The 25,368-nt window shown below is 73.6% G+C and carries 17 protein-coding genes; 4 read left to right on the forward strand and 13 right to left on the reverse strand.

Annotated features, from left to right (window positions below; translation table 11 throughout):
* Positions 1–48: 48 nt before the first annotated feature.
* The 10 genes from JNX00_RS18760 to JNX00_RS18805 all read right to left on the reverse strand — a co-directional run bounded on the left by JNX00_RS18760 (position 49) and on the right by JNX00_RS18805 (position 19,162).
* Entirely contained in the window at positions 49–6,837 is a 6,789-nt protein-coding gene (locus tag JNX00_RS18760) for an SdrD B-like domain-containing protein (protein ID WP_204743212.1), read from the reverse strand.
* Positions 6,838–7,132: 295 nt separating this feature from the next.
* A complete protein-coding gene (locus JNX00_RS18765) occupies positions 7,133–9,460 on the reverse strand; it encodes a CHASE2 domain-containing protein (protein WP_204743214.1) in 2,328 nt (775 codons plus the stop codon).
* A 22-nt stretch (positions 9,461–9,482) separates the two neighbouring features.
* Positions 9,483–11,159, reverse strand: a complete 1,677-nt coding sequence (locus tag JNX00_RS18770) for a FecR domain-containing protein (protein ID WP_204743216.1) — start codon at positions 11,157–11,159, stop codon at positions 9,483–9,485.
* The gene (locus JNX00_RS18775; protein WP_204743218.1) at positions 11,156–11,878 is read right to left on the reverse strand and encodes a response regulator transcription factor; all 723 of its coding nucleotides are present in this window, start codon (positions 11,876–11,878) and stop codon (positions 11,156–11,158) included. The genes JNX00_RS18770 and JNX00_RS18775 overlap by 4 nt, the downstream gene beginning before the upstream one ends.
* Before the next feature lie 124 nt (positions 11,879–12,002).
* Positions 12,003–13,148, reverse strand: coding sequence for a Gfo/Idh/MocA family oxidoreductase (locus JNX00_RS18780; RefSeq protein WP_070400724.1), 1,146 nt, complete (start codon positions 13,146–13,148; stop codon positions 12,003–12,005).
* On the reverse strand, positions 13,145–14,203 hold the full coding sequence (locus JNX00_RS18785; protein WP_070400725.1) for a sugar phosphate isomerase/epimerase family protein: 1,059 nt from the start codon (positions 14,201–14,203) through the stop codon (positions 13,145–13,147). Before JNX00_RS18785 ends, JNX00_RS18780 begins: the two co-directional genes overlap by 4 nt.
* A gap of 124 nt (positions 14,204–14,327) precedes the next feature.
* Positions 14,328–15,290 (reverse strand): substrate-binding domain-containing protein, encoded by a 963-nt coding sequence (locus JNX00_RS18790; protein WP_070400726.1) that lies wholly within the window; start codon positions 15,288–15,290, stop codon positions 14,328–14,330.
* A 59-nt stretch (positions 15,291–15,349) separates the two neighbouring features.
* Entirely contained in the window at positions 15,350–16,351 is a 1,002-nt protein-coding gene (locus tag JNX00_RS18795; protein ID WP_139147114.1) for an ABC transporter permease, read from the reverse strand.
* On the reverse strand, positions 16,332–17,825 hold the full coding sequence (locus tag JNX00_RS18800; protein ID WP_204743220.1) for a sugar ABC transporter ATP-binding protein: 1,494 nt from the start codon (positions 17,823–17,825) through the stop codon (positions 16,332–16,334). The genes JNX00_RS18795 and JNX00_RS18800 overlap by 20 nt, the downstream gene beginning before the upstream one ends.
* Before the next feature lie 140 nt (positions 17,826–17,965).
* Positions 17,966–19,162 carry an ROK family transcriptional regulator gene (locus JNX00_RS18805; protein WP_204743222.1) on the reverse strand — a complete coding sequence of 399 codons (1,197 nt, stop codon included), beginning with the start codon at positions 19,160–19,162 and terminating at the stop codon, positions 17,966–17,968.
* Between the two features lie 106 nt (positions 19,163–19,268).
* Between JNX00_RS18805 and JNX00_RS18810 the strand changes: the two genes are divergently transcribed.
* Complete coding sequence (locus JNX00_RS18810; RefSeq protein ID WP_204743224.1) at positions 19,269–19,652, forward strand: hypothetical protein; 384 nt, start codon at positions 19,269–19,271, stop codon at positions 19,650–19,652.
* 35 nt (positions 19,653–19,687) lie between these two features.
* Here the strand turns inward: JNX00_RS18810 and JNX00_RS18815 are convergent, their stop codons facing one another.
* Positions 19,688–21,091, reverse strand: a complete 1,404-nt coding sequence (locus JNX00_RS18815; protein WP_204743226.1) for a PLP-dependent aminotransferase family protein — start codon at positions 21,089–21,091, stop codon at positions 19,688–19,690.
* 239 nt (positions 21,092–21,330) lie between these two features.
* Between JNX00_RS18815 and JNX00_RS18820 the strand changes: the two genes are divergently transcribed.
* Genes JNX00_RS18820 through JNX00_RS18830 form a run of 3 tightly spaced genes read left to right on the forward strand, consistent with a single transcriptional unit; the run spans position 21,331 to position 23,404 of the window.
* Positions 21,331–21,948 (forward strand): c-type cytochrome, encoded by a 618-nt coding sequence (locus tag JNX00_RS18820; RefSeq protein WP_239478349.1) that lies wholly within the window; start codon positions 21,331–21,333, stop codon positions 21,946–21,948.
* Positions 21,945–23,207, forward strand: a complete 1,263-nt coding sequence (locus tag JNX00_RS18825; protein ID WP_204743228.1) for a cytochrome c — start codon at positions 21,945–21,947, stop codon at positions 23,205–23,207. The genes JNX00_RS18820 and JNX00_RS18825 overlap by 4 nt, the downstream gene beginning before the upstream one ends.
* A 14-nt stretch (positions 23,208–23,221) precedes the next feature.
* Positions 23,222–23,404 carry a DUF2970 domain-containing protein gene (locus JNX00_RS18830; RefSeq protein ID WP_070400731.1) on the forward strand — a complete coding sequence of 61 codons (183 nt, stop codon included), beginning with the start codon at positions 23,222–23,224 and terminating at the stop codon, positions 23,402–23,404.
* Between the two features lie 59 nt (positions 23,405–23,463).
* Here JNX00_RS18830 and JNX00_RS18835 read toward each other — a convergent pair whose 3' ends face one another.
* Complete coding sequence (locus JNX00_RS18835; RefSeq protein ID WP_204743230.1) at positions 23,464–24,333, reverse strand: hypothetical protein; 870 nt, start codon at positions 24,331–24,333, stop codon at positions 23,464–23,466.
* A 5-nt stretch (positions 24,334–24,338) separates the two neighbouring features.
* A complete protein-coding gene (locus tag JNX00_RS18840) occupies positions 24,339–25,337 on the reverse strand; it encodes a hypothetical protein (RefSeq protein ID WP_070400732.1) in 999 nt (332 codons plus the stop codon).
* Between the last annotated feature and the right edge of the window lie 31 nt (positions 25,338–25,368).

Consider the following 25,368-nt stretch of genomic DNA (forward strand, 5'->3'; position numbering starts at 1 on the left):
GCTCGGCAAAGGTCCGGGGGGCGTGCGTGGGGTGCATGCGGTCCTCCGTCAGGGGGCGACGGAGGGCGACACGTGCTCGACCTCGATGTCCAGGTTGAACAGGGGGCTCTGCTGCGCGGCCCCGTGGCGGCGCCAGCGCTCCAGCAGATCGGCCTTCACGGCGCGGGTGCGGGCCTCGGCCAGTTCGGGCGCTTCGCCCGGCGCGGCGCGGTAGGCCAGGCGCAACACCGAGGGGCGTTCGGCCAAGGCCGCGATGGCCTTCGGCAGCTCGGCCGCGAAGGCCGGCTGGAGCGCGGTGGCGCCGGGCTCGAAGGCTTCGGCGCGCAGCGCCAGTCGCACCACGCGGTGCACGGTGGTGCCGAAGTTGATCTTCACGAACTTGCCGCGCGTGGCGCGCTCGGCCGCCGGGTTCTCGGTGGTCACGCGGTAGCCCGAGGGCAGCGTGCGCTCGTCCAGCTTGAGCACGATGTTGCTGCCCGTGCCCTCCTTGGGCACCGCCGCGCAGGCGATGTGGTAGCGCCCCTGCGGATCGGTGGTGACCAGCAGGCCGTTGACCGTGGCCAGGCGCACGTTGGGCAGGCCGGGCTCGCCCTCGTCCTGGTAGCCGTTGGCGTTGCGGTCGTCGTAGACCTTGCCGATCACGTCGGTGCAGTCGAACAGCGCGTCGGGCACCACGCGCACCGAGGCGGTGGCGGTGTTGGACAGCGCGGCCTGCGTGGCCGACTGCTGGGCCAGCACCTGGTTCACGTAGACGCCCTCGCCCACCCCGGTGCCCACGCCGAGCACCATGGACACGCGCAGGGTTTCGCTCGGGGCGAAGGCGCGCGGCGGCAGCGTGAGTCGGCGGCCTTCGACCAGCGGCACCACGGGTTCGATGGCGCCGCCCGGCAGCCGCTGCACGGTGAGCGAACCGGCGACGAACTTGAAGCCCGGCGGCAGGGTGTCGACCAGGACCACGTCGGCCAGGGCGACCGCGCGGGTGTTGCGCGCGGTGATCACGTAGGGCACCAGCTCGCCCTTCTTCACGGTGAGCTTGGGCGTGGTCTTGCGCAGCTCGATGAGCGAGCCGCCCACCGGGTCCAGCGGCAGGTGGTTGTTGACCACGTTCTGCGCGCCGCCCCCGGGGAACAGCACGCTCAGGAAGTACGGCGAGGGCACGCCGGGCAGCGGCGCCGGCGTGGAGACCACGCAGGGGTCGCCCGGCACCGGGTCCACCACGCCGGCGGGCGCGGTACAGGTCTGCGCGTTCAGCGGCCCGGCCGAGGGCAGGTGCGTGGCCGAATGGATGTAGCCACCGGGCGGCGTGACGACCAGCGTGTACTCCCCCGCCGGCGCGCCGGGCATGAGGAAGAACTGGTAGAGGCCGTCGGCCGCCGTGGTCACGCTGCCGCTGCCGCCCAGCAGGTGCAGCGCGGGATCGAAGCCGGGCGGGCCACGGAACTCCACCACCGCGCCGGGCACGGGCTGCGAGGTCACGCTGTCGTAGACGATGCCGCTGGGGTCCAGGGGCAGGTCCTGGTTGACCACGGCCATGCCGGCGCCGATGGGCACCGGGATCATGGGCAGCGGGCGCATGCCCGGCGTGGTCGGTTGCGCGCCGCCGGCGGCGTTGAGCACCGGGTCGGTCGGCCAGGCGCCGCCGATCACCTGCCCCGAGGGCGTGCGGAAGCGCAGGTGGTAGTCACCCGGCACCAATTGCTCGAAGCGGTAGCTGCCGTCGGCCGCGGTGACGCGGCTGTCGAGCACGATCATGTCGGCCGGCGCGCAGCTGGCGCTGCCGTCGGCGCAGACCAGCAGCTCCACCGTCCAGCCGGCCTTCACGGGCTCGCCGGGCGCGCGTTGGCGGTCGTTGTCGCTGTCTTGCCAGACGGTGCCGCTCAGCGTGGAGGGCGCCAGCGCGCGCTCCCAGAAGTCGTAGCCCGTGCCCTGCGCGCCGGGCGTGGTCAGCGGCACCACCAGGGTGTTGGGGCCGGGCGCGCTGCCGCCCAGCGAGCCCACCGACTCGCCGCCCTGGGCGTAGCCCGGCGGCTGGGTCTGGGTGAGGGTGTAGCCCGCGCCGTTGGACAGCGGCAGGTCGTCGAAGCGGTAGCTGCCGTCGGCGCCGGTGGTCACGGTGCGCGTGACCGGGTGGCCGTCGGCGTCGGTGCCCGTGAGGGTGATGGTCACGCCCGCCAGCGGCAGGTCACCGGGCTCGCGCACGCCGTTGCCGGCCACGTCGTTGAACACGCTGCCGGCGATGGAGGCGGCGCGCTCGCCGAACAGGTAGCCATCGCCCGCGCCGCCCAGGTGCACGATGCCGGTGATGAGGTCGTTGCCGGCCTGGCCCATGGGCGCGCCGTTCACCTGGCCGGCCGTGTCGAGGCCGTCGCCGTAGGCGGCGGGCTGGGTCTCGGTGAGCGTGTAGCCGCTGGCGTCGGAGGGCAGCAGGCCGTCGAACTGGAAGCGGCCGGTGGCGTCGGTCACCGCCGTGCGGTTCACCGCCGCGCCGTTGGCCGCCGTGCCGCTGAGGGTGATGGTCACGCCCGCGATGCCGGGCTCGCCCGGGTCGCGCTGGCCGTCGTTGTCGCGGTCGATGTAGACGTGGCCGCCGAGCTGGCCGCCGAGTTCGCCGAAGTCGTAATCCGTGCCGGCCTCTTCCGAGCCGAGCGCGACGCCACCGAAGCGGTCGTTCACGCCACCGGGGTTGGCGCTGCCGCGCGGCGCGCCGCCCACGCTGCCCAGGTGCTCGGCGCCATCGGCCAGGTCCGCGGGTTGGGTCTCGTCGATCTGGTAGCTGCCGGGCAGCAGGTCGGTGACGGCGTAGCGGCCGTCGGCGTCGGTGGTCAGCGCGCGCGTGACGGCGTTGCCGTAGAAGTCGGTGCCGGTGATGGCCACCGCCACACCCGCGACGCCGCTTTCGCCCGGGTCGCGCTGGCCGTTGGCCAGGCCCTGGTCGAGGTAGACGCTGCCGGCCAGGCTGGCCGCGCGCAGCAGCGCGAACCAGTTGTTGGTGGACGCGGCGCCAGCGCCGTCGAGCACGATGGTCTGGATCAGCGGCGCGTCCGAGCCGTTGGGGCCCGCGGTGACGCCGGCGCCGCTGGTGGGCACCGTGCCCGGGCTGGAGCCCGCGCCGCTGACGCCGCCGGCCCGGGTGAGGCCTGGCAGCCAGCCGCCCGGGCGCGTGAGCGCGAGCGTGTAGGTGCCCGGTGGCACGTCGAAGTGGTAGGCCCCCGTGACCGGGTCGGCGGTGGTGGAAAGGCTCACCGGCGCGCCCCACTGGTCGGTGCCGGTGAGCGTGACCGTGGCCGCCACGCCGGGCTCGCCGCCCTCGCTGATGCCGTTGGCGTTGCGGTCGTGGTAGACGCGACCGCTGACGCCCGAGGTCTGCACCGTCACGCTGCCGCTGTTGAAGTTGTTGCCCCCGTTCGGGTCGGCGCCGCCGTTGCTGTCGCCCGAGCCGGTGGTGACGATGCGCGCGGTGTTGGTGAGCACCGTGCCGTTGGCCGGCGCGCCACTGAAGCGCACGGGGATGCGCACCGTGGCCGTGCCGTTGGCCGGCATGCTGGTGATGGCGCAGCTCACGGCGGTGTCGCCGGCCACGCCCGTGCAGCTCACGGCGGCGGGCGTGAAGCTGCCGGCGGTGATCGTGAAGCTGGGCGCGCTGGCGAGCACCAGGCCCGCCGGCAGGGTGTCGGTGAAGCTGGTGGTCTCGGCGGCCTGAGGGCCGTTGTTGCGCACCTCGACCAGCCAGTCGAAGGTCTGCGAGGCCGCCACCTCGGTGACGGCGGTGGTGGTGCCCGGGCGCACCGCGCGCTTGGACACCACCTGCACGTCGGCCTTGAAGCGGAAGGTGGTCGGCTCGCCCTTGCTGTTGTTGCCGGGCTGCGGGTCGAGCGCGTTCAGGGTCGCGTCGGCCAGGGCCACGCTGGCCTGGTTGGTGTACTGGCCCTTGTCGGCGCCGCGCAGGCGGATGCGAACCGCCACGCTGGACGACTCGCCGGTGGAGCCGGCGCCGGTGCCACCGATCTGCGCGATGCTGCAGACGATGCTGCCGCCGGCGGCGCCCGCGGTGACACCAGCGGTGTTGCAGCTCACGCCCGATGGCAGCGGCGCCACCACCTCGACGAAGGTGGGCGCGCCCGCGCCCGCGGGGAGGGTGTCGGTGAGCACCACGTTCTCGGCCGTGGACGCCCCGTTGTTGGTGGCGGTGACGGTGTAGGTCACGTCGTCGCCCACGTTCACCGGGTCGGCGTCGTCGGTCTTGTTGACCAGCAGGTCGAACACCGGCGCGGTCACGGCCGTCGGCTGGGTGGCGCTGTTGTTGGCCGCGCCGCCGGCGATCTCGGGCGTGGTGGTGGCCACGCTCACCGTGTTGCTGATGCTGCCGCTGCCGCCGCCGACCACGCTGTGCGCGGCCAGGGGCCGCACGCGCAGGCTCACGGTCTCCTGCGCGCCGCGCGCGATGGAGGCCCAACTGCAGACCAGCGTGCGATTGCCCGCCGTGGTGGCGGCGCCCGTGGCCGGCGCGGTGGCGCAACTGCCGCCGCCGCTGGGCGTGGCCGAGAGGAAGACCACGCCGATCGGCAGCGTGTCGGTGATCGAGACGCCATAGGCGCGGCTGGCGCTGGTGGCCGCGGGGTTGCTCGCCGTGATGGTGTAGGTGAGCACCTGGCCCGCGGGCACCGGGTCGGGGTTGTCCGACTTGCTCACCGCCACGTCGGCGCGCGCCGTGTAGTAGGCGGTGGCGTTGGCGGAGTTGTTGTTGTCGAGGTCCGGGTCGCCCTGCTGCTGCGCGAGCACAAAGGCCGAGTTGATGACCTGGAAGTTGTGGTCGGCCGCGGTGCCATCGCCGAAGTGGCGCGCGCTGACGCGGATGCGCGGGCAGTCCAGGCCTGGGGTGCAGGCCGGCAGGCTGGCGATAACGCAGTTGTCGAGCGCGAGGTGGCTGGACGTTGCCACCACGTTGCAGCTGCCGAAGCTGGCGCTGCCCGGCAGGGTGCTCAGGCTGTAGTCGGCCGGTGAGGCGTTGAAGGCGCTGTCGAACACGTCGGTGACGGCCACGTTGGTGGCGGTGGCCGGGCCGGCGTTGACGACCTCGATCTCCCACAGCACGGGCTGGCCCGCGAGCTGGCGGTTGCCGGGCGCGTCGCCGGTGCCGATCACGCGCTTGAGCGCGGAGACGTCGGCCAGCTCGACGCCCGTCTGCGGCGTGACGCCCACCGAGGCGCAGTTGTTCGGCGCGTTGTCGTCCACCGGCCCGCCGGTGCCGGCCACGCAGGCGGTGTTGGTGAGCACGCCGCCCGTGCTGGTGGCCTGCACGGTGAGCGTGATGCCCGGCGTGGTGGCGTCGACCGCCAGCGCCAGGTTGCTGCTGGTGCAGGTGACCGTGACCGGGCCGGCCTGCGGAAAGCTGGCGCCCGCGCTGGAGCTGCAGCTGAAGCCCGCTGGCGCGGCGATGCCGTTGAGCCGCAGGCCTGCGGGCAGGGTGTCGGTGATGGTGAGCGTGCCGCTGGCCGGGAACGGCGTGGGCCCGAGGTTGGTGGTGGACAGCGTGTAGTCGAACGGCGTGTTCAGCGGCACGGCGGCCTGCAGCCAACTCTTGGCCTTGTTGGCGCGCAGGTCCGACACCGGGTCGATCACGGTGGTGGCCACCGAGCCGTTGGCCGAGGTGGCGCCCGGGGCCGAGATGGTGGCGGTGTTGACCACTCCCGCGCCGGTGGCGATGGCCTGCACCGGAATCACGATGTCGCCCAGGGCCACGTTGGCCCCGGCCGCCCCGCCGCCGCTGCGCGTGCACGACACCACCGGCGCGGCCGTGGGGCAGGCGCTGGACGCCGTGCAGCTCCAGGCGCCGCTGGTGAAGCTGGTGGCGCCGCCCGCGAAGCAGAAGGCCGCGGGCACGTTGTCGAGCACCTGCACGCCCGTGGGGTAGTCGCCGCTGTAGCGCGGGGTGAGCGTGAAGCTGAAGGCGGTGCCGGTGGCCACCGGGTCGCTGGCCGACTTGGTCTTGCCCACCGACACGGAGCTGCCCGGCGCCACCAGGGTGTTGGTGCTGCGCGTGTTGTTGTCGGACACGCCGTCGCCCACGCCGCCCGTGGCGGCGACGTCGGCCGTGTGCGTGAGCGTGGAGCCGCCACCGACGCCCACGATGCCGTTGACGGTGACGCTGCGCGAGCCATTGACGGCGATGGCGCCGAGGTTGCAGTTGAGCGTGCTGCCGGCCAGCGAGCAGCCCGCGGGCGTGCCCGTGAGCGCGAAGCCCGGCGGGATGCTGTAGCTCAGCAGCGAGCTGGGTGAGGCGTCGGGCCCGTGGTTGGTCACGGAGAGCACCACGCTCTGCGTGCTGCCGGCGGGGGCGTTGGCCGGCGCGCTGAGCGACAGGTCCAGGTCGGCGCCGGCGTTGACGGTGGTCAGCTCGGTCTGCGCCGCGCCGCCCGGCGTGGGCGTGGCCGTCACCGACAGCGTGCCCTGCAGGGTGGAGCGCACGCGCAGCGGGACCTGCGCCACCGCGTTGGGTCCGAGGTCGATGCCGCTGCAGTTCAGCAGGCCCGGACCGGTCTGGCCCTCGGCCATGCCGCTGCAGCTCACGCCCGGGGGCAGCGCGCCGGTGCCCGCGTACTGGCCATTGGCCGGCACGCTGAAGCCGAAGGCGCCGCCCGCCAGCGGCGTGCCGTTGGTCTCGGCCACGCGCACCGTGTAGGTGACGGTGCCGCCCGCGGGCACCGGGTCCGGGGCGTCGGGGATGCTGGAGATGATGAGCTGGGCGTGCGCGCTGCCTAGCGCCATCAGGCCAAGGGCCGCGGTGAGCAGGGCGCGGCGCAGCGCGCGCTGCGGCATCGACGTTCGGTAGGGCTTCATGTGTCTGCTTCGGTTCGTGCACCGAAACCACGCCGCCCGCGCCCGCGCGCGGCGGACGCACGAACGCCCCCTCACCGCGGTCGCTACCGCGGTGTGAACACCCTCAGGTGATGGGGGAAACGTCGGGCGAACGCGCCGCCGTCGTGGCGGGCGCTCGGCTCAGTGCGGCGCGAATGTAAGAAGCCGTTTCATCGCGCGCCAGCGAATTGACAATGTTTGACAGTGGCCCCGCGCGGGGGCGTTCAACCCGTCACGGAACGGGGCCTGGCGCCCCTTGCCGGCCCTGCCGAGGCGCCTATTCCCCGACCTCGAGCGCCGGCAGCTCGAGGCGGAATTCGGCGCCCTCGCCCGACACGCCGCCCACCCGCGCGCTGCCGTGGTGGCGCGCCACCACGGCCTGCACGAAGGCCAGGCCCAGGCCGGCGCCGCGCGTGCGGGCCTCGCGACCCAGGCGCTTGAAGGGGTCGAACAGGTCCGCCCGGTCCTCGGGCGCCACGCCCGGCCCCTGGTCGATCACGGTGATCACGTGGCGCTCGCCTTCGCGCGCCAGGCGGCAGCGCACCTGCCCGCCGCGCGGGCCGTACTTGAGCGCGTTGTCGATCAGGTTGCCCACGGCGCGCGTGAGCAGCTCGCGGTCGGCGCGGCACCAGCTCGGCGCAGGCGGCGTTTCGGTGAGGATCTCCACCGACAGCGCGCGCGCCTGGTCCCAGTGGCGGTCGGCGGCGTCGATGAGCACGTCGCTCAGGTCCACCGCTTCGGTCTCGAAGGCGTCGGACTGCGCGCGCGCCAGCTGCACGAAGTCCTCGGCCAGCGCCAGCGCGCGGCGCGCGTGGGCCTCGATGCGTTCCAGCACCCGAGGGTCGGCGCCGGGCTCCAGGCGCTCGAGTTCGAGCAGGGTGAGGATGGCCGACTGCGGCGCGCGCATGTCGTGCGAGAGGAAGCGCAGGGCCTCCTCGCGCTGGCGCTGCGCCTGCTGCACGCTGGAGATGTCGACCAGGCTGACGATGCTGCCGTCCAGGCGGCCGTCCACCGACAGGCGCGGGTGGCACTTGAGCACCAGGTCGCGCCGCTGCGCGTCCATCACGTGCCATTGGCCGCCGCGGCCCTGCAGCGCGGCGCGCAGCTCGGGCAGCGGCGAGCGGTCGGCCAGCGTGAGGCGCGCGGCCAGCAGCCCGAGCAGGGGCTGATCGCGCAGGCCCTGCTCGGCGTCGCCGAAGTAGCGCGCGGCGGCGGCGTTGGCCAGGCGCACGCGGCCCTGGTCGTCGAGCACCAGCACCGCGTCGCCCAGGCTGTCCAGGCTGTCGTGCACCAGCCGCTGCAGCGCGCGCAGCTGCTGCACGCCGCTGGCCATGGCGCGCATCTGGTGGTCCAGCGGATCGCCGCCCCCAGTGGCCGGCAGCGGCGCGGCGAGCACGCCGCCGCGCTGGGCCTGGCGGAACTCCCCACCGAGGTAGCGCACCACCGCATCGAGGCGGAACCAGGCCCAGGCCGGGTAGGCCAGCGCCAGGCCCAGCAGCGCCGCGAGCGGCGCCACCTGCACGCCCGCCGCGCGGCGCAGCAGCCAGGCCGACACCGCCACCAGCAGCACCAGGCCCAGCAGCGACCACAGCGCGCGCCGCGGCGGCCAGCGCGTGAGCGCCAGCGCCGCCAGCAGCACCGGCAGCGCGCTGAACGCGGCGTTCTCCCAGGGCGTGGCGGCGCGCCGGTGCACGCCCTGGCGCAGCGCGTCCAGCAGCTGGGCCGAGACCTCGACGCCGGGCATGAGGCTGTCGCGGCTGGCCATCGGCGTGGCGTAGCCGTTGCCCAGGCTGGCCGCGGTGGCGCCGATCAGCAGGTAGCGGCCCTGCAGTTGCTCGGGCGGCACGCGGCCTTCGAGCAGGTCGATGTAGGACACGCGCGCCACCTGCTGCGGCGGCCCCGCGTAGGGAATGAGGGCGTGGTGGTCGCGCCGCCAGACGCCCTCGTCCGCTGCCGGCGCGGCACCGCGGCGCGCGCCGGGCAGGCGCGCCGGGTCCACGGCCTCGCCGCCGGCGGCCAGCAGGGCGAGCACCCAATGGTCCCAGCGCTGGTCCCCCGCGCCTTCTCGCAGGAAGACGCTGCGCGCCACGCCGTCGTCGTCGAGCTCGACGTGGATGTGGCCCAGGCCGTGCGCCGCCTCGCGCAGCACCGGCAGGGGCAGCGCGGGTTCGACGCGCAGTCCGTCGGGCCACTGCGCGTACATCGGCAGCACCACCCGGCCGGCCCGGCGCATGGCGCCCGCCAGGCGTTCGTCGTCGCCCGGGTGCGCGGCGTCGGCGTCGCCCAGCAGCAGGTTCAGGCCGATGGCCCGCGCCCCCTGGGTGGACAGCTGGTCCAGCAGGGCCGCGTGCACGGCGCGCCGCCAGGGCCAGCGGCCCAGTGCGGCGAGGCTGCGCTCGTCGATGGCGACCACCAGCACCTCGGGCGAGACCGGCCGCGTGTCGAGCGCGGCGATCTGGTCGGTGAGCGCGAGGTCGACGCGGCCCAGCCCGTTGGCAAAACCCGCCAGCGCGGCGGCGAGCAGCATCGCGCCCCAGAACAGGCCCCAGCGGCCGAACACCGCGACGGGCGCCGGCAGCGAGGGGATGGGGGTGGAGGGGCGCATGCGGACCGCGCTCGGCTTCGCGTCAGCGCGGCTGGGTGTCCCAGTCCACGCCGTGGGGCGAACGCACCGGCACGCCATCGTGGCTGCACAGGCCGGCGCGCGCGCCCACGCGGCGCGGCGCCGAGAACGGCGAGTCCAGGCCCTGGGGCGAGCGGCTGCGCAGGCGCACGAAATACGGGCGACAGGCCTGCAGGTCCAGGCGCACCGAGGGCTGGTCGACCTCCAGGTCCTGCAGGATGTGCGTGAAGCCCTCGTCGCTGGCCAGCTGCACGCGGTAGCGGTGGCCCGCCGCGCCGGCCCAGTGCAGGCTTTGGCCGTCCTCGCCGGCCTCGGGCACGGCGGGCGCGGACGGCGGCGGCACCAGGGTCAGCGGGCTCGGGTCGCTGAAGGGGCCACGGTCGAGCGCGCCGTCGGCGCGGCGCGCGACGCTGGCCACGCGCCAGTGCAGCGCGCCGGGCTCGGCGATCGGCACCTCGAACGCGCAGCGGCCGCTCTGGCGCGCTTCGGCGAAGGGTTGTTGGAAGGCGGGGTCTCGGGACACCTGCAGATCGTAGGCGATGGCGCCGGGCACCTCGGTGCAGCGCAGCGCCACGCGGCCCACACCCACCAGCGCGTTCGCTTCGGGCGAGCGCGCCAGCGGCGCGATGGGCGTGGCCTTCACGCGCAGGCGCGCGGTGGCCTCGCCGCCCATCAGGCCCTCGGCGTCGATGGCGCGCAGGCGCAGGCGGTACTCGCCGTCGGGCAGCCCGCTCAAGGGCGGTGGGGCGCCGCGCGCGACCGCGTCGAACAGCACCCGTGCCGTGGCCTGGCCGTCGGCGCCCGCCGCCGCTTCTTCCACCTGCAGGCGGTAGGCCTGGGCGCCGGGCAGCGGCGCCAGGGCCAGCGCGTGCGGCAGGCGCTCCACGCGCAGCTCGGCCGCGCCCAGGCCCGGCGCCGGCAGCAGCGGCAGCACGCGCGGCACCTGCGTGGCCGACTCGGTGACCGCGCCCTGCCCCGCGCCCAGCTCGACCGGCGCCTGCGGCAGCTCGCCGGCCGCCACGGCCACGCGACCGGCGATGACGTCGGAGAAGGCGCGCGCGCCGTCCTCGGACAGGGCCACGCCGAAGCTGGTGCCGCGCACGCCCGTGACGGCCAGCGGCGTGCGCACGTCGAAGCGCGAGCCCGTGGGCTGCGGGCGCACCCGCGAATCGACGCGGCCCCGGTCCAGCCGCAGGGTGTTGCGGGCGCCACCGATGCCATCGGACTGGCGCAGGCGCTCCAGCGTGAGCTGGCTGCGCGCCGGCAGGTGCAGCGTGGAGCCGTCGGCCAGGCCGAGGCCGACGAAGGCGCCCTCGTGCACGCGCAGGGCCGTGCCTTCGGGCAACTCGTCGCCCACCTGGAGCTCGCGCGCGGGCGCGTCCGCCACCACCAGGCCCTTGAGGTACAGCACCGTGGCGTGGCGCGCCACGCCGCGCACGCGGTCGGCGGGCACCAAGAGCGTGGCGCCGATCGGCAGGCGCTTGGGGTCGCTCACGCGGTTCAGCCGCGCCAGCGCGCGCCAGTCCTCGGGCGATTCCAGGTAGCGCTGGGCGAGCCGGTACAGCGTGTCGCCGGCGCGCACCTCGTAGGGCGTCAGCGGGCCCTCGGCCTGGGCCGGCGCGCCAGCGCCGGCGGTGAGCAGGGCGAGGGCGCTGAGGGCGGCGAGGCGGCGGGGGCTCACGCCGCCTCCCCCGCGAGCGGCAGCGCGTGCGCGCCGTCGCCCACGGCCTCCAGCCGGTAGCCCTGGCCATAGACCGCGCTCAGGCGGTAGCCGCGCGCCGGGCGCAGCTCGAGCTTGGCGCGCAGGGAGGACACGTGCGTGTCCAGGCTGCGCGAGGGCACCTCGACCGCGCGGCCCCAGACCGTCTCGGCCAGGTAGGCCCGCGACAGCAGGCGCCCCAGGTTGGCGAACAGGCAGCGGGCGAGCTCGAACTCCTTCTGCTTGAGTTCGATCGGCCGGCCCTCGAAGGCGATGGTGCGCGCCGCCAGGTCGATGCAGTAGCCGCCGAAGCGCAGCAGCGCGCTGTCTTGCGGCGGGTAGCTGCGCCGGATGAGCGCTTTCACGCGCGCCATCAGCTCGTGCACACGGATGGGTTTGGTCATGTAGTCGTCGGCGCCACAGCCCAGGCCTTCGACGATGTCGCGCTCCTCGCTGCGGTTGGTGAGAAAGAGGATGGGCACCGGGTGTTCGTGGTGGGCGCGCACCCAGCGCACCACGTCCGGGCCCGCGATGTCGGGCAGCTGCCAGTCGACGATCAGCAGGTCGAAGCTGTCGCGGCGCAGCTCACGCATAAGGGCCTGCCCGCGCTCGAACACCTGACACTCGTAGCCAATCGCCTTCACCGACCGCTGGATCAGGTCCAGCTGCGACACGTCGTCATCCAGTGCGGCCAAGCGCATCCCGCCGCTCCCCTCGGTCCTGCTCACCCAAAAATTACTGCAAATGCAGTAAATGAAAAGGCGATCCTACACGCTTGGTAACAAACCAAGACCGCCTGTCGACCGCGGCCCCGGGTTTTCCCGCTCAGGGCGTGAACAAGCGCACCCAGCGCATGCCCTCGCGGTGGCTGCGCAACACGGCCTCGATGAAGGCCATGCCCTCCAGACCCTCCGCCAGCCCCGGCAGCGCCACCCCGACCTCGCCGCGCCAGGCGCGCGCGAAGTCGCGGTAGAGCTGGGCGAAGGCCTCCAGGTAGCCCTCGGGGTGGCCGGCGGGGATGCGGTGCGGCAGGGCCGCCACGCCGGCGCGCGCGGGCACGCCGCGGTACAGGCACTGGGACGGCTGGTCGGGGCGGGTGAGCCACAGTTCCTCGGGCTTTTCCTGGTCGAACTGCAGCGAGCCGGTGCTGCCGTACACGCGCAGGCGCAGGCCGTTGCGGCTGCCGCTGGCCACCTGGCTGGCCCACAGCATGCCGCGCGCGCCGCCCTCGTAGCGCAGCATCACCTGCACGTGGTCGTCCAAGGGGCGGCCCGGCACGAAGGTGCTCAGCTCGGCCGCCAGCTCGCCCAGGCGCAGGCCGCTCACGTAGCCCGCGAGGTGGTAGGCGTGCGTGCCGATGTCGCCCAGCGCGCCGGCCGGGCCGGCCTGCTTCGGGTCGTTGCGCCAGGCGGCCTGCTTGTTGCCCTGGCGCTCGAGCGGCTCGCCCAGCCAGTCCTGCGCGTACTCCACCTGCACGATGCGGACCTCGCCGATGGCGCCTTCGGCCACCAGCTCGCGCGCCTGGCGCACCATGGGGTAGCCGCTGTAGGTGTGCGTCAGCAGGAACAGCACGCCGCGCTCGCGCACCCGCTGCGCCAGGGCCTGGGCTTCGGCCAGCGAGGTGGCCAGCGGCTTGTCGCAGATCACGTGGATGCCCTGCTCCACGAAGGCGCGCGCCACCGGCACGTGCAGGTGGTTGGGCGTGACGATGGCCACGGCGTCGATGCCGTCGGGCCGCCGCGCCTCGGCGCGCGCCATCTCGGCGTAGTCGGCGTAGCTGCGCTCCGGCGCGATGTGCAGCGCGGCGGCGCTGGCGTGCGCGCGCGCTGGCGTGGACGAGAGCGCGCCGGCCACCAGTTCGAACTGGTCGTCCAGCCGCGCGGCGATGCGGTGGGCGGCGCCGATGAAGCTGCCCTCGCCGCCGCCGACCATGCCCAGGCGGATGCGGCGCATCGATCGGTCCTGGCTCATCGCGCCAGGCCCAGCAAGGCCGAGAGCGTCTTCGCGTCGCCAGCGCTGGCGGCGAAATCGTCGAAGGCGCGGTCGGCCACGCGGATGATGTGCTCGCGGATGAAGGCCGCGCCCTCGCGCGCGCCGTCCTCGGGGTGCTTGAGGCAGCACTCCCACTCCAGCACGGCCCAGCCCGCGTAGCCGTACTGGGCCATCTTGGAGAAGATGGCCTTGAAGTCCACCTGCCCGTCGCCCAGCGAGCGGAAGCGCCCGGCGCGGTCGATCCAATTCGAGAAGCCGCCGTACACGCCCTGCCGGCCGTTGGGCCGGAACTCGGCGTCCTTCACGTGGAAGGCGCGGATGCGCGGGTGGTAGTGGTCGATGAAGGCCAGGTAGTCGAGCTGCTGCAGCACGAAGTGGCTGGGGTCGTAGAGGATGTTGGCGCGCGGGTGCTGGCCCACGGCGTCCAGGAAGCGCTCGAAGGTGACGCCGTCGTGCAGGTCCTCGCCGGGGTGCAGCTCGTAGCAGACGTCCACGCCCGCACCGTCGAAGGCGTCGAGCACGGGCCGCCAGCGCGCCGCAAGTTCGGCGAAGGCGGCCTCCACCAGACCAGGCGGGCGCTGCGGCCAGGGGTAGAGGTAGGGCCAGGCGAGCGCGCCCGAGAAGGTGGCGTGGGCCTTCAGGCCAAGCCGCTGCGAGGCCTTCGCGGCGAGCAGCAGCTGCTCGCGCGCCCAGGCCGTGCGCGCGGCCGGGTTGCCACGCACCTCCGGCGCCGCGAAGGCGTCGAACTGCAGGTCGTAGGCCGGGTGCACGCACAGCAGCTGGCCCTGCAGGTGGGTGGAGAGCTCCGTCACCCGCAGGCCGTGCGCGGCCAGCAGGCCCTTCACCTCGTCGCAGTATGCATCGCTCTCGGCGGCGCGCTTCAGGTCGAAGATGGCGGCGTCGCTGGTGGGGATCTGCACGCCCTGGTAGCCCAGCGACGCGGCCCAGCCCGCCAGACCCTCCAGCGTATGGAAGGGCGCGGCCGCGCCGATGAACTGGGCCAGGAAGATCCCGGGGCCTTGAATCGTTTTCATAAAGAGATCCTTCCGGCGGCAGTGTCTGCGCATCGTCCAGAGACACCGAGGAACCGGCTTTGCCGGGCCTCAGGTGTCGCCCCCTTCAGGGGTGGCGCGAAGCGCCGCGGGGGCGTTTCCTTGTTCAGAACGGGCTGTCGGGGAAGTAGAAGTCCTTGGCGTTCTGCTTGGTGATGAGCACCGACGGCACGATGGTCGAGGCCGGCAGCTTCTCGCCCTTCTTGCGCGCCAGCGCGGTCATCTTGATCGCCTCGTAGAGGAACTTGGGCGAGTAGGACACGTTCGCCTGGATCAGCGGGTTGCTGCCGTCCATGAGCGTCTTGACCATGGACTTGGCGCCCGCGCCGCCGAACACGATCTTGATGTCCTTGCGCTTGGCCTGCTCGATGGCGCGCAGCACGCCGAAGGCCATGTCGTCGTCGGCCGCCCACACGGCGTCGATCTCCTTGAAGCGCGTGAGGAAGTCCTGCATCACCTTGAAGGCGTCGTCGCGGTTCCAGTTGCCGTGCTTGGCGTCCAGGATCTTGATGCCCGGGTGGTTCTTCATGACCGCGGTGAAGGCGTCCATGCGCTCGTTGTCGATGGTGGTGGGGATGCCACGCAGCGCGACGATGTTGCCCTTGCCGTTGAGGAACTTGGCCAGGTACTCGGCCGGCACCTTGCCGAAGGCGGTGTTGTCGCCGGACACATAGGCGTCCTGCGCGCTGGTATCGGTCAGGCCGCGGTCGACCACGGTCACGTACACGCCCTTGGCCTTGACCTGCTGCACCGGGCGCGTGAGCGCGGCCGATTCGAAGGGCAGGATCACCAGCGAGTCGATCTTGGTCGCGGTCACCAGGTCCTGCAGCTGGTTGGCCTGCTCGGGCGCGCCGCTGGCGGTCTTGATGGTGACCTTGATGTTGGGGTCCTTCTCCAGTTCTTTCTTCGCTTCGTTGGCCCAGTACACCAGGCCGGCGGCGAAGCTGTGGGTGGCGGCCGGGATGGCCACGCCCAGGTTCACCTTGTTCTGGGCCTGCGCCAGCAGCGGGCTGGACAGCCCCAGCGCGGCCACGGCGGCCAGCGCGAGCAGACGGGAACGGTACTTCATGCTTGTCTCCTTGAGGGGTGGTGATGCTGACAGAGGAAAACAGGGCCTTGTTGCAAGCCCTAGGGACGCCGCCGCTGCATGAATGCGACGGCGATGATCACGAAGCCCTGCACCGCCGCGTTGAGGTACACGCTGATGATGCTGGTGAGGTTGAGGATGTTGCTGATGACCGAAAGCAGGATGGCGCCGATGACCGTGCCGCCGATGCTGCCGGCGCCGCCGCGCAGCGCGGTGCCGCCCACGATCACCGCCGCGATGGCTTCCAGCTCCCACAGCAGGCCGGTGGTGGGCGAGGCCGAGCCCAGGCGCGGCACGTAGAGCAGCGTGGCGATGCCCACGCACACGCCGAGCAGGGTGTAGGTGAGCACCTTGGTGCGGTCCACGTCCACCGCCGCGTAGCGCGCCACCTGCTCGTTGGAGCCGATGGCCTGCACGTAGCGGCCGTAGGCCGTGCGCTGGAGCAGCAGCGCGCCGCCGATGGCGACCAGCGCGAACACCCACACGGGGATCGGCACGCCCAGCAGGCTGCCGTAGTAGACCGGGCCGTAGGCGTCGGCCAGGTCGTTGTCCAGCGCGAGCGCGCCGCCGTCGGCGAAGTAGGTGAGGTAGGCGCGGAAGATGCCCAGCGTGCCCAGGGTGACGATGAAGGGCTCGATGCGCCCGCGCGTGATGAGCAGGCCGTGCGCCAGGCCGAACAGCGCGCCCAGCAGCACGGCCGTGGCCATGCCCACCAGCACCAGCGCCACCGGCGGCCAGCCCAGCGGCACCAGCTTGTTCATGAGCAGGATGGTCACGCCCGCGATCAGCGCGGCCATGGAGCCCACCGACAGATCGATGCCGCCGGAGATGATGACAAAGCACATGCCCACCGCGATGATGCCGATGAAGGCCGTGCGCGTGAGCACGTTCATGGCGTTGTCCACGGTGGCGAACTCGCCGTTGAGCAAGGTGCCGGCCACGCACAGCAGCGCCAGGCCCAGCAGCGGGCCGAGCGTGGGCAGGCGCCAGCCGCGGCGGGTCGGGGCCGGGGCGGCCGGGGCGTCAGTGCGTTCCGGTGGCATGGGCGATCAGCTCCTGTTCGTTCAGCTGCGCGGCCGACAGCGTGGCCTGCAGGCGGCCCGCGCGCATCACCGCCACGCGGTGGCACAGGCCGATGAGTTCCATCAGTTCGGACGAAACCACCACCACCGCGCGGCCTTCGTCGGCCAGGCGGCGGATGAGGGCGTAGATCTCGCGCTTGGCGCCGATGTCCACGCCGCGCGTGGGCTCGTCCAGCACCACCACGCGCGGCCCGGGGTGCAGCACCTTGGCCAGCGCCAGCTTCTGCTGGTTGCCGCCCGAGAGCGAACCCGCGTTCACGTCCAGCGAGCCGCAGCGGATGCCGAACTCGCGCACCGCCTGCTCCAGCGCGGCGGCCTCGCTGGCGGGCTGGAGCCAGGGCCGCGCGTGACGGTCCAGGGCCATGAGCGTGAGGTTCTCGCGCAGACCGAAGCGCACGTGCAGGCCGCGGCCCTTGCGGTCCTCGCTCAGGTAGGTGAGGCCGGCGTTGGCCGCTTCGCGCGGCGAGCGCGGCCGGCAGGGGACGCCCGCGATGTCGATCGCGCGCACCGTGCGCTCGCGCAGGCCCAGCAGGCCTTCGAACAGCTCGGTGCGCCCCGCGCCCACCAGGCCGGCGAAGCCGAGGATCTCGCCCGCGCGCACCTCGAAGCTCACGTCCTGCGCCCAGCCGGGCACGCTGAGCCCCTGCACCGAGAGCAGCACCGGCGCGCCGGCCGGCACCTCGGCGCGCGGCGGGTAGAGGTCGGCCAGCTCGCGGCCCACCATCAGCTTCGCCATCTGCGCGCGCGTGAGCTCGGCCGTGGGCTCGCGCGCCACGACGCGGCCGTCGCGCATCACCACCACCTCGTCCGTGAGGCGCTCCACCTCGTCGAGCTTGTGCGAGATGAAGACCACCGCGACGCCCTCGTCCTTGAGGCGCGCGACGAGTTCGAACAGGCGGCCGGTCTCGCCGGGCGTGAGCGTGGCCGTGGGCTCGTCCATGATGAGCACGCGCGCGCGGCGCGACAGGGCCTTGGCGATCTCCACCAGCTGGCGCTCGGCCACGATGAGCTCGCGCACGCGCGCGTCGGGGTCCAGCTGGCGCAGGCCGACGTCGTCCAGCACGCGGCGCGCCACGGCGCGCATGGCGGCGTCGTCCAGCCACCAGCCGCGCCGCTTCTCGTGGCCCAGGAAGATGTTCTGCGCCACCGTGAGGTCTTCGGCCAGGTTGAATTCCTGGTGGATCAGCACGATGCCTTCGGCCTCGGCGGCGCGCGGCCCGTCGAAGCGCACGAGGCGGCCGTTGACGCGCAGCTCGCCCTCGCTGGGCGGCTCGTAGCCGGCGAGGATTTTCATCAGCGTGGACTTGCCGGCGCCGTTCTCGCCCAGCAGGCCGACGATGCGGCCGGGCTCGAAGGCCAGGTCCACGCCGTGCAGCACCTGCACCGGCCCGAAGCGCTTGACGATGCCGCGCAGCGCCACGCGCACGCCCGTCATGTCAGTGCCCCCAGCCGGCGAGCGCCAGCGAAGCCCCCAGGGTACCCGAGGAACTGGCTCCGCCAGGCCTCAGGGCGCGCCCCCCTCCCGCCGCAGGCGAGAGAGGGGGGAGCCGCGAAGCGGCGCGGGGGGTGTTTCACTTACGCCGCCTCCATCTGCCGCAGGCTTTCTTGCATGGCCAGCACGCCCGCGCCGATGAGCCCGGCGCGCTCGCCCAGCGGGGTGTACTGGATCTCCAGGTGCCGCGTGGAGAGCGCGAGCGAGCGGTGGTACACGCTCTGGCGCACGGCGGCCAGGAACAGCGGTCCCACGCGCGTGATGCCACCGCCGATGAAGACGTGCGAGGGATTGAAGAAGTTCACCACCGAGGCCAGCATCTGCCCCACCAGCGCGCCGGCGCGCTGCACCACCTGGTTGGCCGCCATGTCGCCCGCGCGGCTGGCCTCGGCCACGTCCTGCAGGCGCAGCGGGCCACGCTCGGCGATGAGGCGCGCCAGCCGCGGGCTCTGACCGGCCTCGGCCGCCTCGGTGGCCATGCGCGCGATGGCGGGGCCGGCGGCCAGGGTCTCCACGCAGCCAAGGTTGCCGCAGTGGCAGCGCGGCCCGTCCGGCACCACGCAGATGTGGCCCACGTCGCCGGCCGAACCGTTGGCGCCGCGGTAGACCTGCCCGTGGCAGACCACGCCGCAGCCGATGCCCGTGCCCACCTTCACCACCAGGAAGTTCTGCAGGCCGCGCTGCATGCGCCAGAGCTCGCCCAGCGCCATCACGTTGACGTCGTTGTCCACGAACACGGGCGCGCTGAAGTCGGCCGCCAGGTCGTCGCGGATGGAGTAGGCGTCCCACTGCGGCATCAGCGGCGGGTTCACGAGCTGGCCGCTGTCGAAGTCCACCGGGCCGGGCAGGCCGATGCCGATGGCGATCACCTGGCGCGGCGGCACGCCGCAGCGCGCGAGCAGATCGCGCATGAGCGCGCGGATGCGCGAGAGCACGGGCGCGGGGCCGTCGCGCACGTCGGCGGGTTCGCTGTGGTGGGCGAGCACGGTGAGGTCGGGGCTGAGCACGCCGACCTCCAGGCCGGTGGCGCCCACGGCCACGCCGATGAGCACGCCCAGGCCCCGGCTCAGTCGCAGGGTTTCGGCGCGGCGCCCGCCGGTGCTGGCGAGTTCGCCGGTGGGCTCCAGCAGGCCCTGTTCGAGCAGCTCGGCCACGGCGGCGTTGGCGCGGCTCTTGGAATAAGAGGACGCCGCCGCGAGCGCGTCGCGCGAGATGCCGCTCGACCAGAACACGTGGTCGAGCAGCGTCTTTTCGCCGTTCTTGAGGCCTTTCCAGCTCACGTCTTGTCTCCTCTGCCGGCGCTGCGGCCTGGCATTGCCCGGCATGCTAGTGGGCCGAATTCGGCCCGAAAAGTCCGAACTTTGACCCAAATCAGGCCAAACCGAGGTGAACCAAGGGAACGTCCGGTCCATCGGCGACTCCACCACCGCCATGAACCCCAGCGCCCTTGCCCTGCCGCCCGAGGTGTCGATCGTGGTGCTCTGCGCCGAGTGGTGCACCCAGTGCCGTGCCTTCCGCGAGGTGGCCGCAGACCTGCCCGCCGAGGCGCTGCACTGGGTGGACATCGAGGACGAGGGCCTGGACGCGGATGAGCTGGGCATCACCGCGTTTCCCAGCGTGGCGATCTGCCGGCCGGCTGGCGTGCTGCGCTACCTGGGGCCGGTGCGCGCGGACCGCGAGGGCTTCCTGGCGGCGGTGGCCCAGCTGCACCGGCTGCCGCCGCGGGCCATTCCCGAGCCGCTGCGGGCGGTGCTGCCCGCAGCGCGCTGAGCCCCAGGCCCCGGCGGCGCGGGACCGGGACGGCGTCAGCCCACCAGGCGCCCCAGGGTCTTGAGCGCCGCGTCGAGCTGATCCAGCCGGGGATGCCCTACGTTCAGGCGCAGGTGGTGGCGAAAGCGCTTGTCCGCCGAGAACAGGGAACCCGGCGCCACGCTGATGTGCCGCGCCAGCGCCGCCTGCTGCAGCGCCATCGCGTCCACCGCGTCCGGCAGTTCCACCCACAAGAAGTAGCCGCCCTCGGGCCGCGTCACGCGCGTGCCATCGGGAAAGTGCTTTTCGATGGCGAGCAGCGCGCGCTGCTGCCGCGCGGCCAGCGCGGCGCGCAGCTGGCGCAGGTGCTTGTCGAACGCCCCGTGCTGCAGAAAGTGCAGCACCGCCAGCTGCGACGGCACCGACACCCCCAGCGTGCTCATGAACTTCAGCCGGTTCACCTGCGGCGCGAAACGCCCCGCCGACACCCAGCCCACGCGGTAGCCCGGCGCCAGCGATTTGGAGAACGAACTGCAGTGCATCACGCCGCCCTCGCGGTCCCAGGCCTTGGCCGGCAGCGGGCGCTGCGCGCCGAAGTACAGCTCGGCGTAGACGTCGTCCTCGATCAGCGGCACGCCGTGGCGGGCCAGCAGCGCGACCATCGCGCGCTTGGCGTCCTCGGGCATGAGCGCGCCCAGCGGGTTCTGAAAGTTGGGCATGAACCAGCAGGCCTTCACCGGGTGGCGCCGCAGCACCTCGGCCAGCGAGTCCAGCTGCACGCCCGTGCGCGGGTGCGTGGCCACCTCCACCGCTTTCAGCTGCAGCCGCTCCAGCGTCAGCAGGCAGCCGTAGAAGGCGGGCGATTCGATGGCCACCACGTCGCCCGGCTGCGTCACCGCCTGCAGGGCGAGCGTGAGCGCCTCCATCGCGCCGCTGGTGACCACCACCTCGTCCACGCCGATGTTCACGCCCTGCGCCACGCCGCGCAGCGCGATCTGGCGGCGCAGCTCGGCGTTGCCGGGCGTGAGGTCTTCCAGCAGCTGGCGCGGGTCGAGCCGGCGCATGGCCGCGCCCATGCCGCGCGCCAGGCGATCGAGCGGGAACAGCTCGGGCGATGGAAAGGCCGAGCCCAGCGGCGCCACCTGGCGGTTGCGCATGGGGCCCAGCACGGCCTGCGCCACGTCGTGGATGGCCACCGGCCGCGAGCCCTGGTGCGGCGTGGCGCTGCGTGGTTCCTCGCGCGGCGCGGGCACGGCCTTCACGAAGTAGCCCGCACGCGGGCGGGCCTCGACCAGGCCGCGCGCCTCCAGCAGGTAGTAGGCCTCGAACACGGTGGCCGGGCTCAGGCCGCGCGCGGCCACGGTGTCGCGCACCGAAGGCAGGCGGTCGCCGATGGCCAGCGTGCCGCTGGCGATGAGCGCTTCGATGTCCTTGGCGAGCGCTTCGTATTTGGTGGTCACGGGGCGGGGCTCTCTCGGTGGGCCGCCGATCTGATGCGGCTGATCTGGTCGATTTGAACGCAATCTGAGCCTACCGCCGGCGCCGCGCCGGGCGCACAGTCGGGGCCGTGACCTCCGACAAGACCCTCCGCGCGCCCCAGGGCCCGCGCGCCCCCTTCTGGAAAGGCCTGCTGCTGGCCGCCACCCTGGCCCTGCCCGGGCTGGCCGCCCAGGCCGCCGAGACCCTGCCCACCGACCCGATGGCGCGGCGCATGCTGGCCTGCGTGGCCTGCCATGGCCAGGACGGCCGCGCCACCAACCAGGGCTACTTCCCGCGCATCGCGGGCAAGCCCGCGGGCTACCTCTACAACCAGCTACAGCATTTCCGCGCGGGCCGGCGCATCAACCCGACCATGACCTACCTGGTCGACCACATGTCCGACGCCTACCTGCGCGAGATCGCCGACTACTTCGCCGGGCTGGACCTGCCCTACCCCGCGCCGCAGACCACCGGCGCGCCGCCGGCCGTGCTGGCGCGCGGCGAGCAACTGGTGCGCCAGGGCGACCCGGCCCTGGGCATCCCCGCCTGCGCGTCCTGCCACGGCGCCGCGATGACCGGCATCCAGCCCGCCATGCCCGGCCTGCTGGGCCTGCCGCGCGACTACCTGCTGGGCCAGTTCGGCGCCTGGCGCAACGGCCAGCGCCAGGCCAGCGCGCCCGACTGCATGGGCGAGATCGCGCGCCGCCTGAGCCCCGAGGACGTGAGCGCGATGGCGGTGTGGCTGTCCTCGCAGCCCGTCACGGGCGGGCCCGCGCCGGCCAGCGCCGCGCCGAACCCCTGGCCCATGCGCTGCGGCAGCGCGGAGGTGCTGCCATGAACAAGCGCCGCCTGCTCATCGCCGCCGGGGTGCTGCTGGTCCTGCTCGGCGCGGTCACCCTCTGGGTGAACCGCGCCACCACACTGCTGCCCATCGAACCCGGGCCGGCGGTGCCGGTCACCGCCGAGCTCGTGGAGCGCGGCGCCTATCTGGCCAGGGCCGGCAACTGCGCGGCCTGCCACACCGAGCGCGGCGGCGCGGCCTACGCCGGCGGCCTGGGCATCGCCACGCCCTTCGGCACGGTGTACGCCTCCAACCTCACGCCCGACGCCGACACCGGCATCGGCCGCTGGAACGCCGACGACTTCTGGCGCGCCCTGCACCACGGCCAGTCGCGCGACGGCCGCCTGCTCTACCCCGCCTTCCCCTACCCCGACTACGCCCGCGTGACGCGCGAGGACAGCGACGCCCTGCACGCCTACCTGATGAGCCTGCCGCCGGTGCGCGCGCCCAACCGCGTGCACGACCTGCGCTTCCCCTACGGCACGCAGACCGCGCTGGTGGCCTGGCGCACGCTGTTCTTCTCGCCCGAGCCCTTCCGCCCGGACAACACGCAGTCGGCCGAGTGGAACCGCGGCGCCTACCTGACCCTGGGCCTGGGCCATTGCATGGCCTGCCACGCGCCGCGCAACGCGCTGGGCGCCACCGCGAACGAGCCCGACTTCAGCGGCGGACAGATCCCCATGCAGGGCTGGTACGCGCCCTCGCTGGCCTCGCCCCAGGAAGCCGGCGTGCAGGACTGGCCGCTGGCCGAGGTGGTGCGCCTGCTGCGCGACGGCCACAGCGCGCGCGGCGCCACCCTGGGCCCCATGGCCGACGTGGTGGCCGGCAGCACCCGCCACCTGGACGAGGCGGACCTGAACGCCATGGCCACCTACCTGAAGTCGCTGCCCGTGGTGGCGCCGGCCGCACCCGACACGGAGCGGGCCGAGCCCCAGGTGCTGGTGCTCGGCCAGCGCCTGTACGAGGCCAAGTGCGCGCAATGCCACGGCGAGAACGGCACCAGCGCCGCGCCCGAGTTCCCCTCGCTGGCCGGGCACCGCACGGTGACCATGGCCTCCAGCGCGAACCTGGTGCGCGTGATCGTGAGCGGCGGCTTCCCGCCCAGCACGCCCGGCAACCCCCGGCCCTATGGCATGCCGCCCTTCGGGCAGGAGCTGTCGAACGCCGAGATCGCGGCGCTGGCCAGCTACGTGCGCGGCGCCTGGGGCAACACCGCCTCGCGCGTGCTGCCGCTGGACGTGCAGAAGGTCCGTTGAAGGAGCGCCCCGCCATGAGCATCACCCGCGAAATCAAGACCGTGCTGTGGGGCCTGATTGGCGTGGCGCGGCGCAGCCGGCTGGAGGCGCCGAGCGATCACCCGCTGGTGCTGATTGCCGTGGCCTTCGTGCTGGTGCTGGTCTTCCTCGGCACGCTGGCCTTCATCGCCCTGCAGGCGCCGGGCGCGCTCAGCTGAGGCGGCCCGCTTCGCGCCGCACGGGCGCGCTCGGGCGGTCCCCGCCCGTGCCGCCGCGCTCAGGCCAGCACGGCCGGGCCGACCCAGCAACCGCTCAACAGCTCGGCCGGCCGCTCGGTGGCGACCACGCGCGCGCTGCCGGCCCAGTCTTCGCGCTGCACGCACAGACCGGCGTACACGCCATAGCCCGCGCCGGCCACGATCTCGCCATCGGCGCAAAGGCTTTCGCCGGCGCGGATCGCGCCGCGCGCGGTGATGGGCCCACCGGCCTTGATGCCCCAGCCCGCGTCGAGGTGCGAGCCGCAGTCGATCGCGCCATCGACCAGCACGCCATCGCCCGCGCGCACGCCGCCGCCCGCGCGCAGCGTGCCGCGCACGCGCAGGCTGCGGGCCACGCGCACCTCGCCCTCCACCACCAGCACGCCGCCGACGCTGGCCTGCGCGCCCACGTCGAGGTCGCGGCGGCACACCAGGTCGCGCGCGATCCGCAGCTGGCCACCCGCGCGCAGGGCACCTTCGATGACCGCGGCGCCGGCCAGCAGGTCGCCGCCGGCCTCCAGGGTGGTGGCCTCGACCACACCGCCGGCCGCGATGGTCTCGCCCGCCACCAGCTCGCGCCCGACCCGGATGTCGCCGCCCGCGCGGATGCCCCGGCCGGCGCGCACGCGCGCGCCGGCGTCGATGCCACCGCGCACCTCGATGGCGCCCGCGAACACGATGGACTCGCAGGACAGCTCGTCGAGTTGCAGCACCGCGCTGGTGGGGCCGAATTGCGCCAGCAGCCAGCAGGCGTCGTCGACACGACCGTCGGCCACCAGCGCGTCCAGCAGCGGCTGGTAGTCCTCGCCCTGCGGGCGGTGGCGCAGGAACCAGCGAAAACCGTCGGCGCAGGGGTTCTTGGCCTTCACGAAGGCTTTGGAGAGTTCCATGGCCATCACCCCCGCCAGCCGATCGCGCGCGCGACCCAGGACCACCAGGCGCCACGCGGCAGCGGCACCACCAGGGCGTCGGCGCCCTGCTCCCCGATGCCCTGCACGCGCGAGCGCGCCGCGCCCACCGACCACGGCCGCCAGCGGTGACCGATGAGCACCATCGCGGGCCGCGTGGCGCGCAGGTGCTGGCGCAGCTGCTGCTCGACATCGCCCGCGAGCACAGTGAAGGTGGTCTCGCAGCCGGCCTCGCGCAGCGGCCGCGACAAGGTGTCCAGCGCCTGGAAGGCCTGCAGGCGCAGCTGCCGGAAGACGTGGTCGAACACCGTCAGCTCGGCGGCGTCCCCCGAATCGGGCGGTGACACCGCGGTCTGCAGCACGTGCACCAGCTGCACCGCGCGCCCCTGGGCGAACACCCGCGACCAACGCATCAGATCGCGCTCGCGCCCCAGCGGCGCCGTGCGCGCGAAACAGCACAGCGGCGCCGCCGGGGCGGTGTCCGAAGCGTTCACCACCCACAGCGGCCCCTGGCCCTCGCGCAGCAGCAGCGACAGCAGGTCGGGCCCGAGGCGCGAGCGCCGTGGCCGTTCGTTGGCGTCCAGCAGGCAGGTCAGGCCGGCGGCGCGCGACAGCCGCAGCAGCTGGTAGCGGCTGCGCACCTCGTGGGCCACCACCTCGACGCCAATGCCGTGCTGGCGGCGCACGAAGCGCGCGCGCTGCGCCAGCCGCGCCAGAGGATCGAGCAGGCCGATGGGCTGCTCGCCCGCGTAGTACGCGAGCCGCAGCCCCACGCCCAGTTCCGCCGCCGCGCGCGCCACCTTCGCCAGGTGGTCGCCGGTGACCGCCGACAGGGTGGTCAGCACCAGCAGCCAGGGCGGCGCGACCGTGTCGTTCGCGCGCGCACCCCGTTGCGCGCGGTCGTCCGTGGCGCCAGCGCTGGCGCTGGCGGGCAGCGACTCGCGCAGGGCCGCGTCGTCCCAGGCAATGAGGGAAGAGAATTTCATGGCAGGTAACTCCCAGGCAGGGCCCAACCCG

The sequence above is a fragment of the Hydrogenophaga sp. YM1 genome (assembly GCF_016903055.1).
Lineage (GTDB): Bacteria > Pseudomonadota > Gammaproteobacteria > Burkholderiales > Burkholderiaceae_C > Hydrogenophaga > Hydrogenophaga borbori.

What these genes read in the sequence shown, in the direction of transcription:
- JNX00_RS18760 (WP_204743212.1), bottom strand. Translation starts at nt 6,837, where the DNA reads ATGAAGCCCTACCGAACGTCGATGCCGCAGCGCGCGCTGCGCCGCGCC.
- JNX00_RS18765 (WP_204743214.1), bottom strand. Translation starts at nt 9,460, where the DNA reads ATGCGCCCCTCCACCCCCATCCCCTCGCTGCCGGCGCCCGTCGCGGTG.
- JNX00_RS18775 (WP_204743218.1), bottom strand. Translation starts at nt 11,878, where the DNA reads ATGCGCTTGGCCGCACTGGATGACGACGTGTCGCAGCTGGACCTGATC.
- JNX00_RS18780 (WP_070400724.1), bottom strand. Translation starts at nt 13,148, where the DNA reads ATGAGCCAGGACCGATCGATGCGCCGCATCCGCCTGGGCATGGTCGGC.
- JNX00_RS18785 (WP_070400725.1), bottom strand. Translation starts at nt 14,203, where the DNA reads ATGAAAACGATTCAAGGCCCCGGGATCTTCCTGGCCCAGTTCATCGGC.
- JNX00_RS18790 (WP_070400726.1), bottom strand. Translation starts at nt 15,290, where the DNA reads ATGAAGTACCGTTCCCGTCTGCTCGCGCTGGCCGCCGTGGCCGCGCTG.
- JNX00_RS18795 (WP_139147114.1), bottom strand. Translation starts at nt 16,351, where the DNA reads ATGCCACCGGAACGCACTGACGCCCCGGCCGCCCCGGCCCCGACCCGC.
- JNX00_RS18800 (WP_204743220.1), bottom strand. Translation starts at nt 17,825, where the DNA reads ATGACGGGCGTGCGCGTGGCGCTGCGCGGCATCGTCAAGCGCTTCGGG.
- JNX00_RS18820 (WP_239478349.1), top strand. Translation starts at nt 21,331, where the DNA reads ATGGCGCGGCGCATGCTGGCCTGCGTGGCCTGCCATGGCCAGGACGGC.
- JNX00_RS18825 (WP_204743228.1), top strand. Translation starts at nt 21,945, where the DNA reads ATGAACAAGCGCCGCCTGCTCATCGCCGCCGGGGTGCTGCTGGTCCTG.
- JNX00_RS18830 (WP_070400731.1), top strand. Translation starts at nt 23,222, where the DNA reads ATGAGCATCACCCGCGAAATCAAGACCGTGCTGTGGGGCCTGATTGGC.
- JNX00_RS18835 (WP_204743230.1), bottom strand. Translation starts at nt 24,333, where the DNA reads ATGGAACTCTCCAAAGCCTTCGTGAAGGCCAAGAACCCCTGCGCCGAC.
- JNX00_RS18840 (WP_070400732.1), bottom strand. Translation starts at nt 25,337, where the DNA reads ATGAAATTCTCTTCCCTCATTGCCTGGGACGACGCGGCCCTGCGCGAG.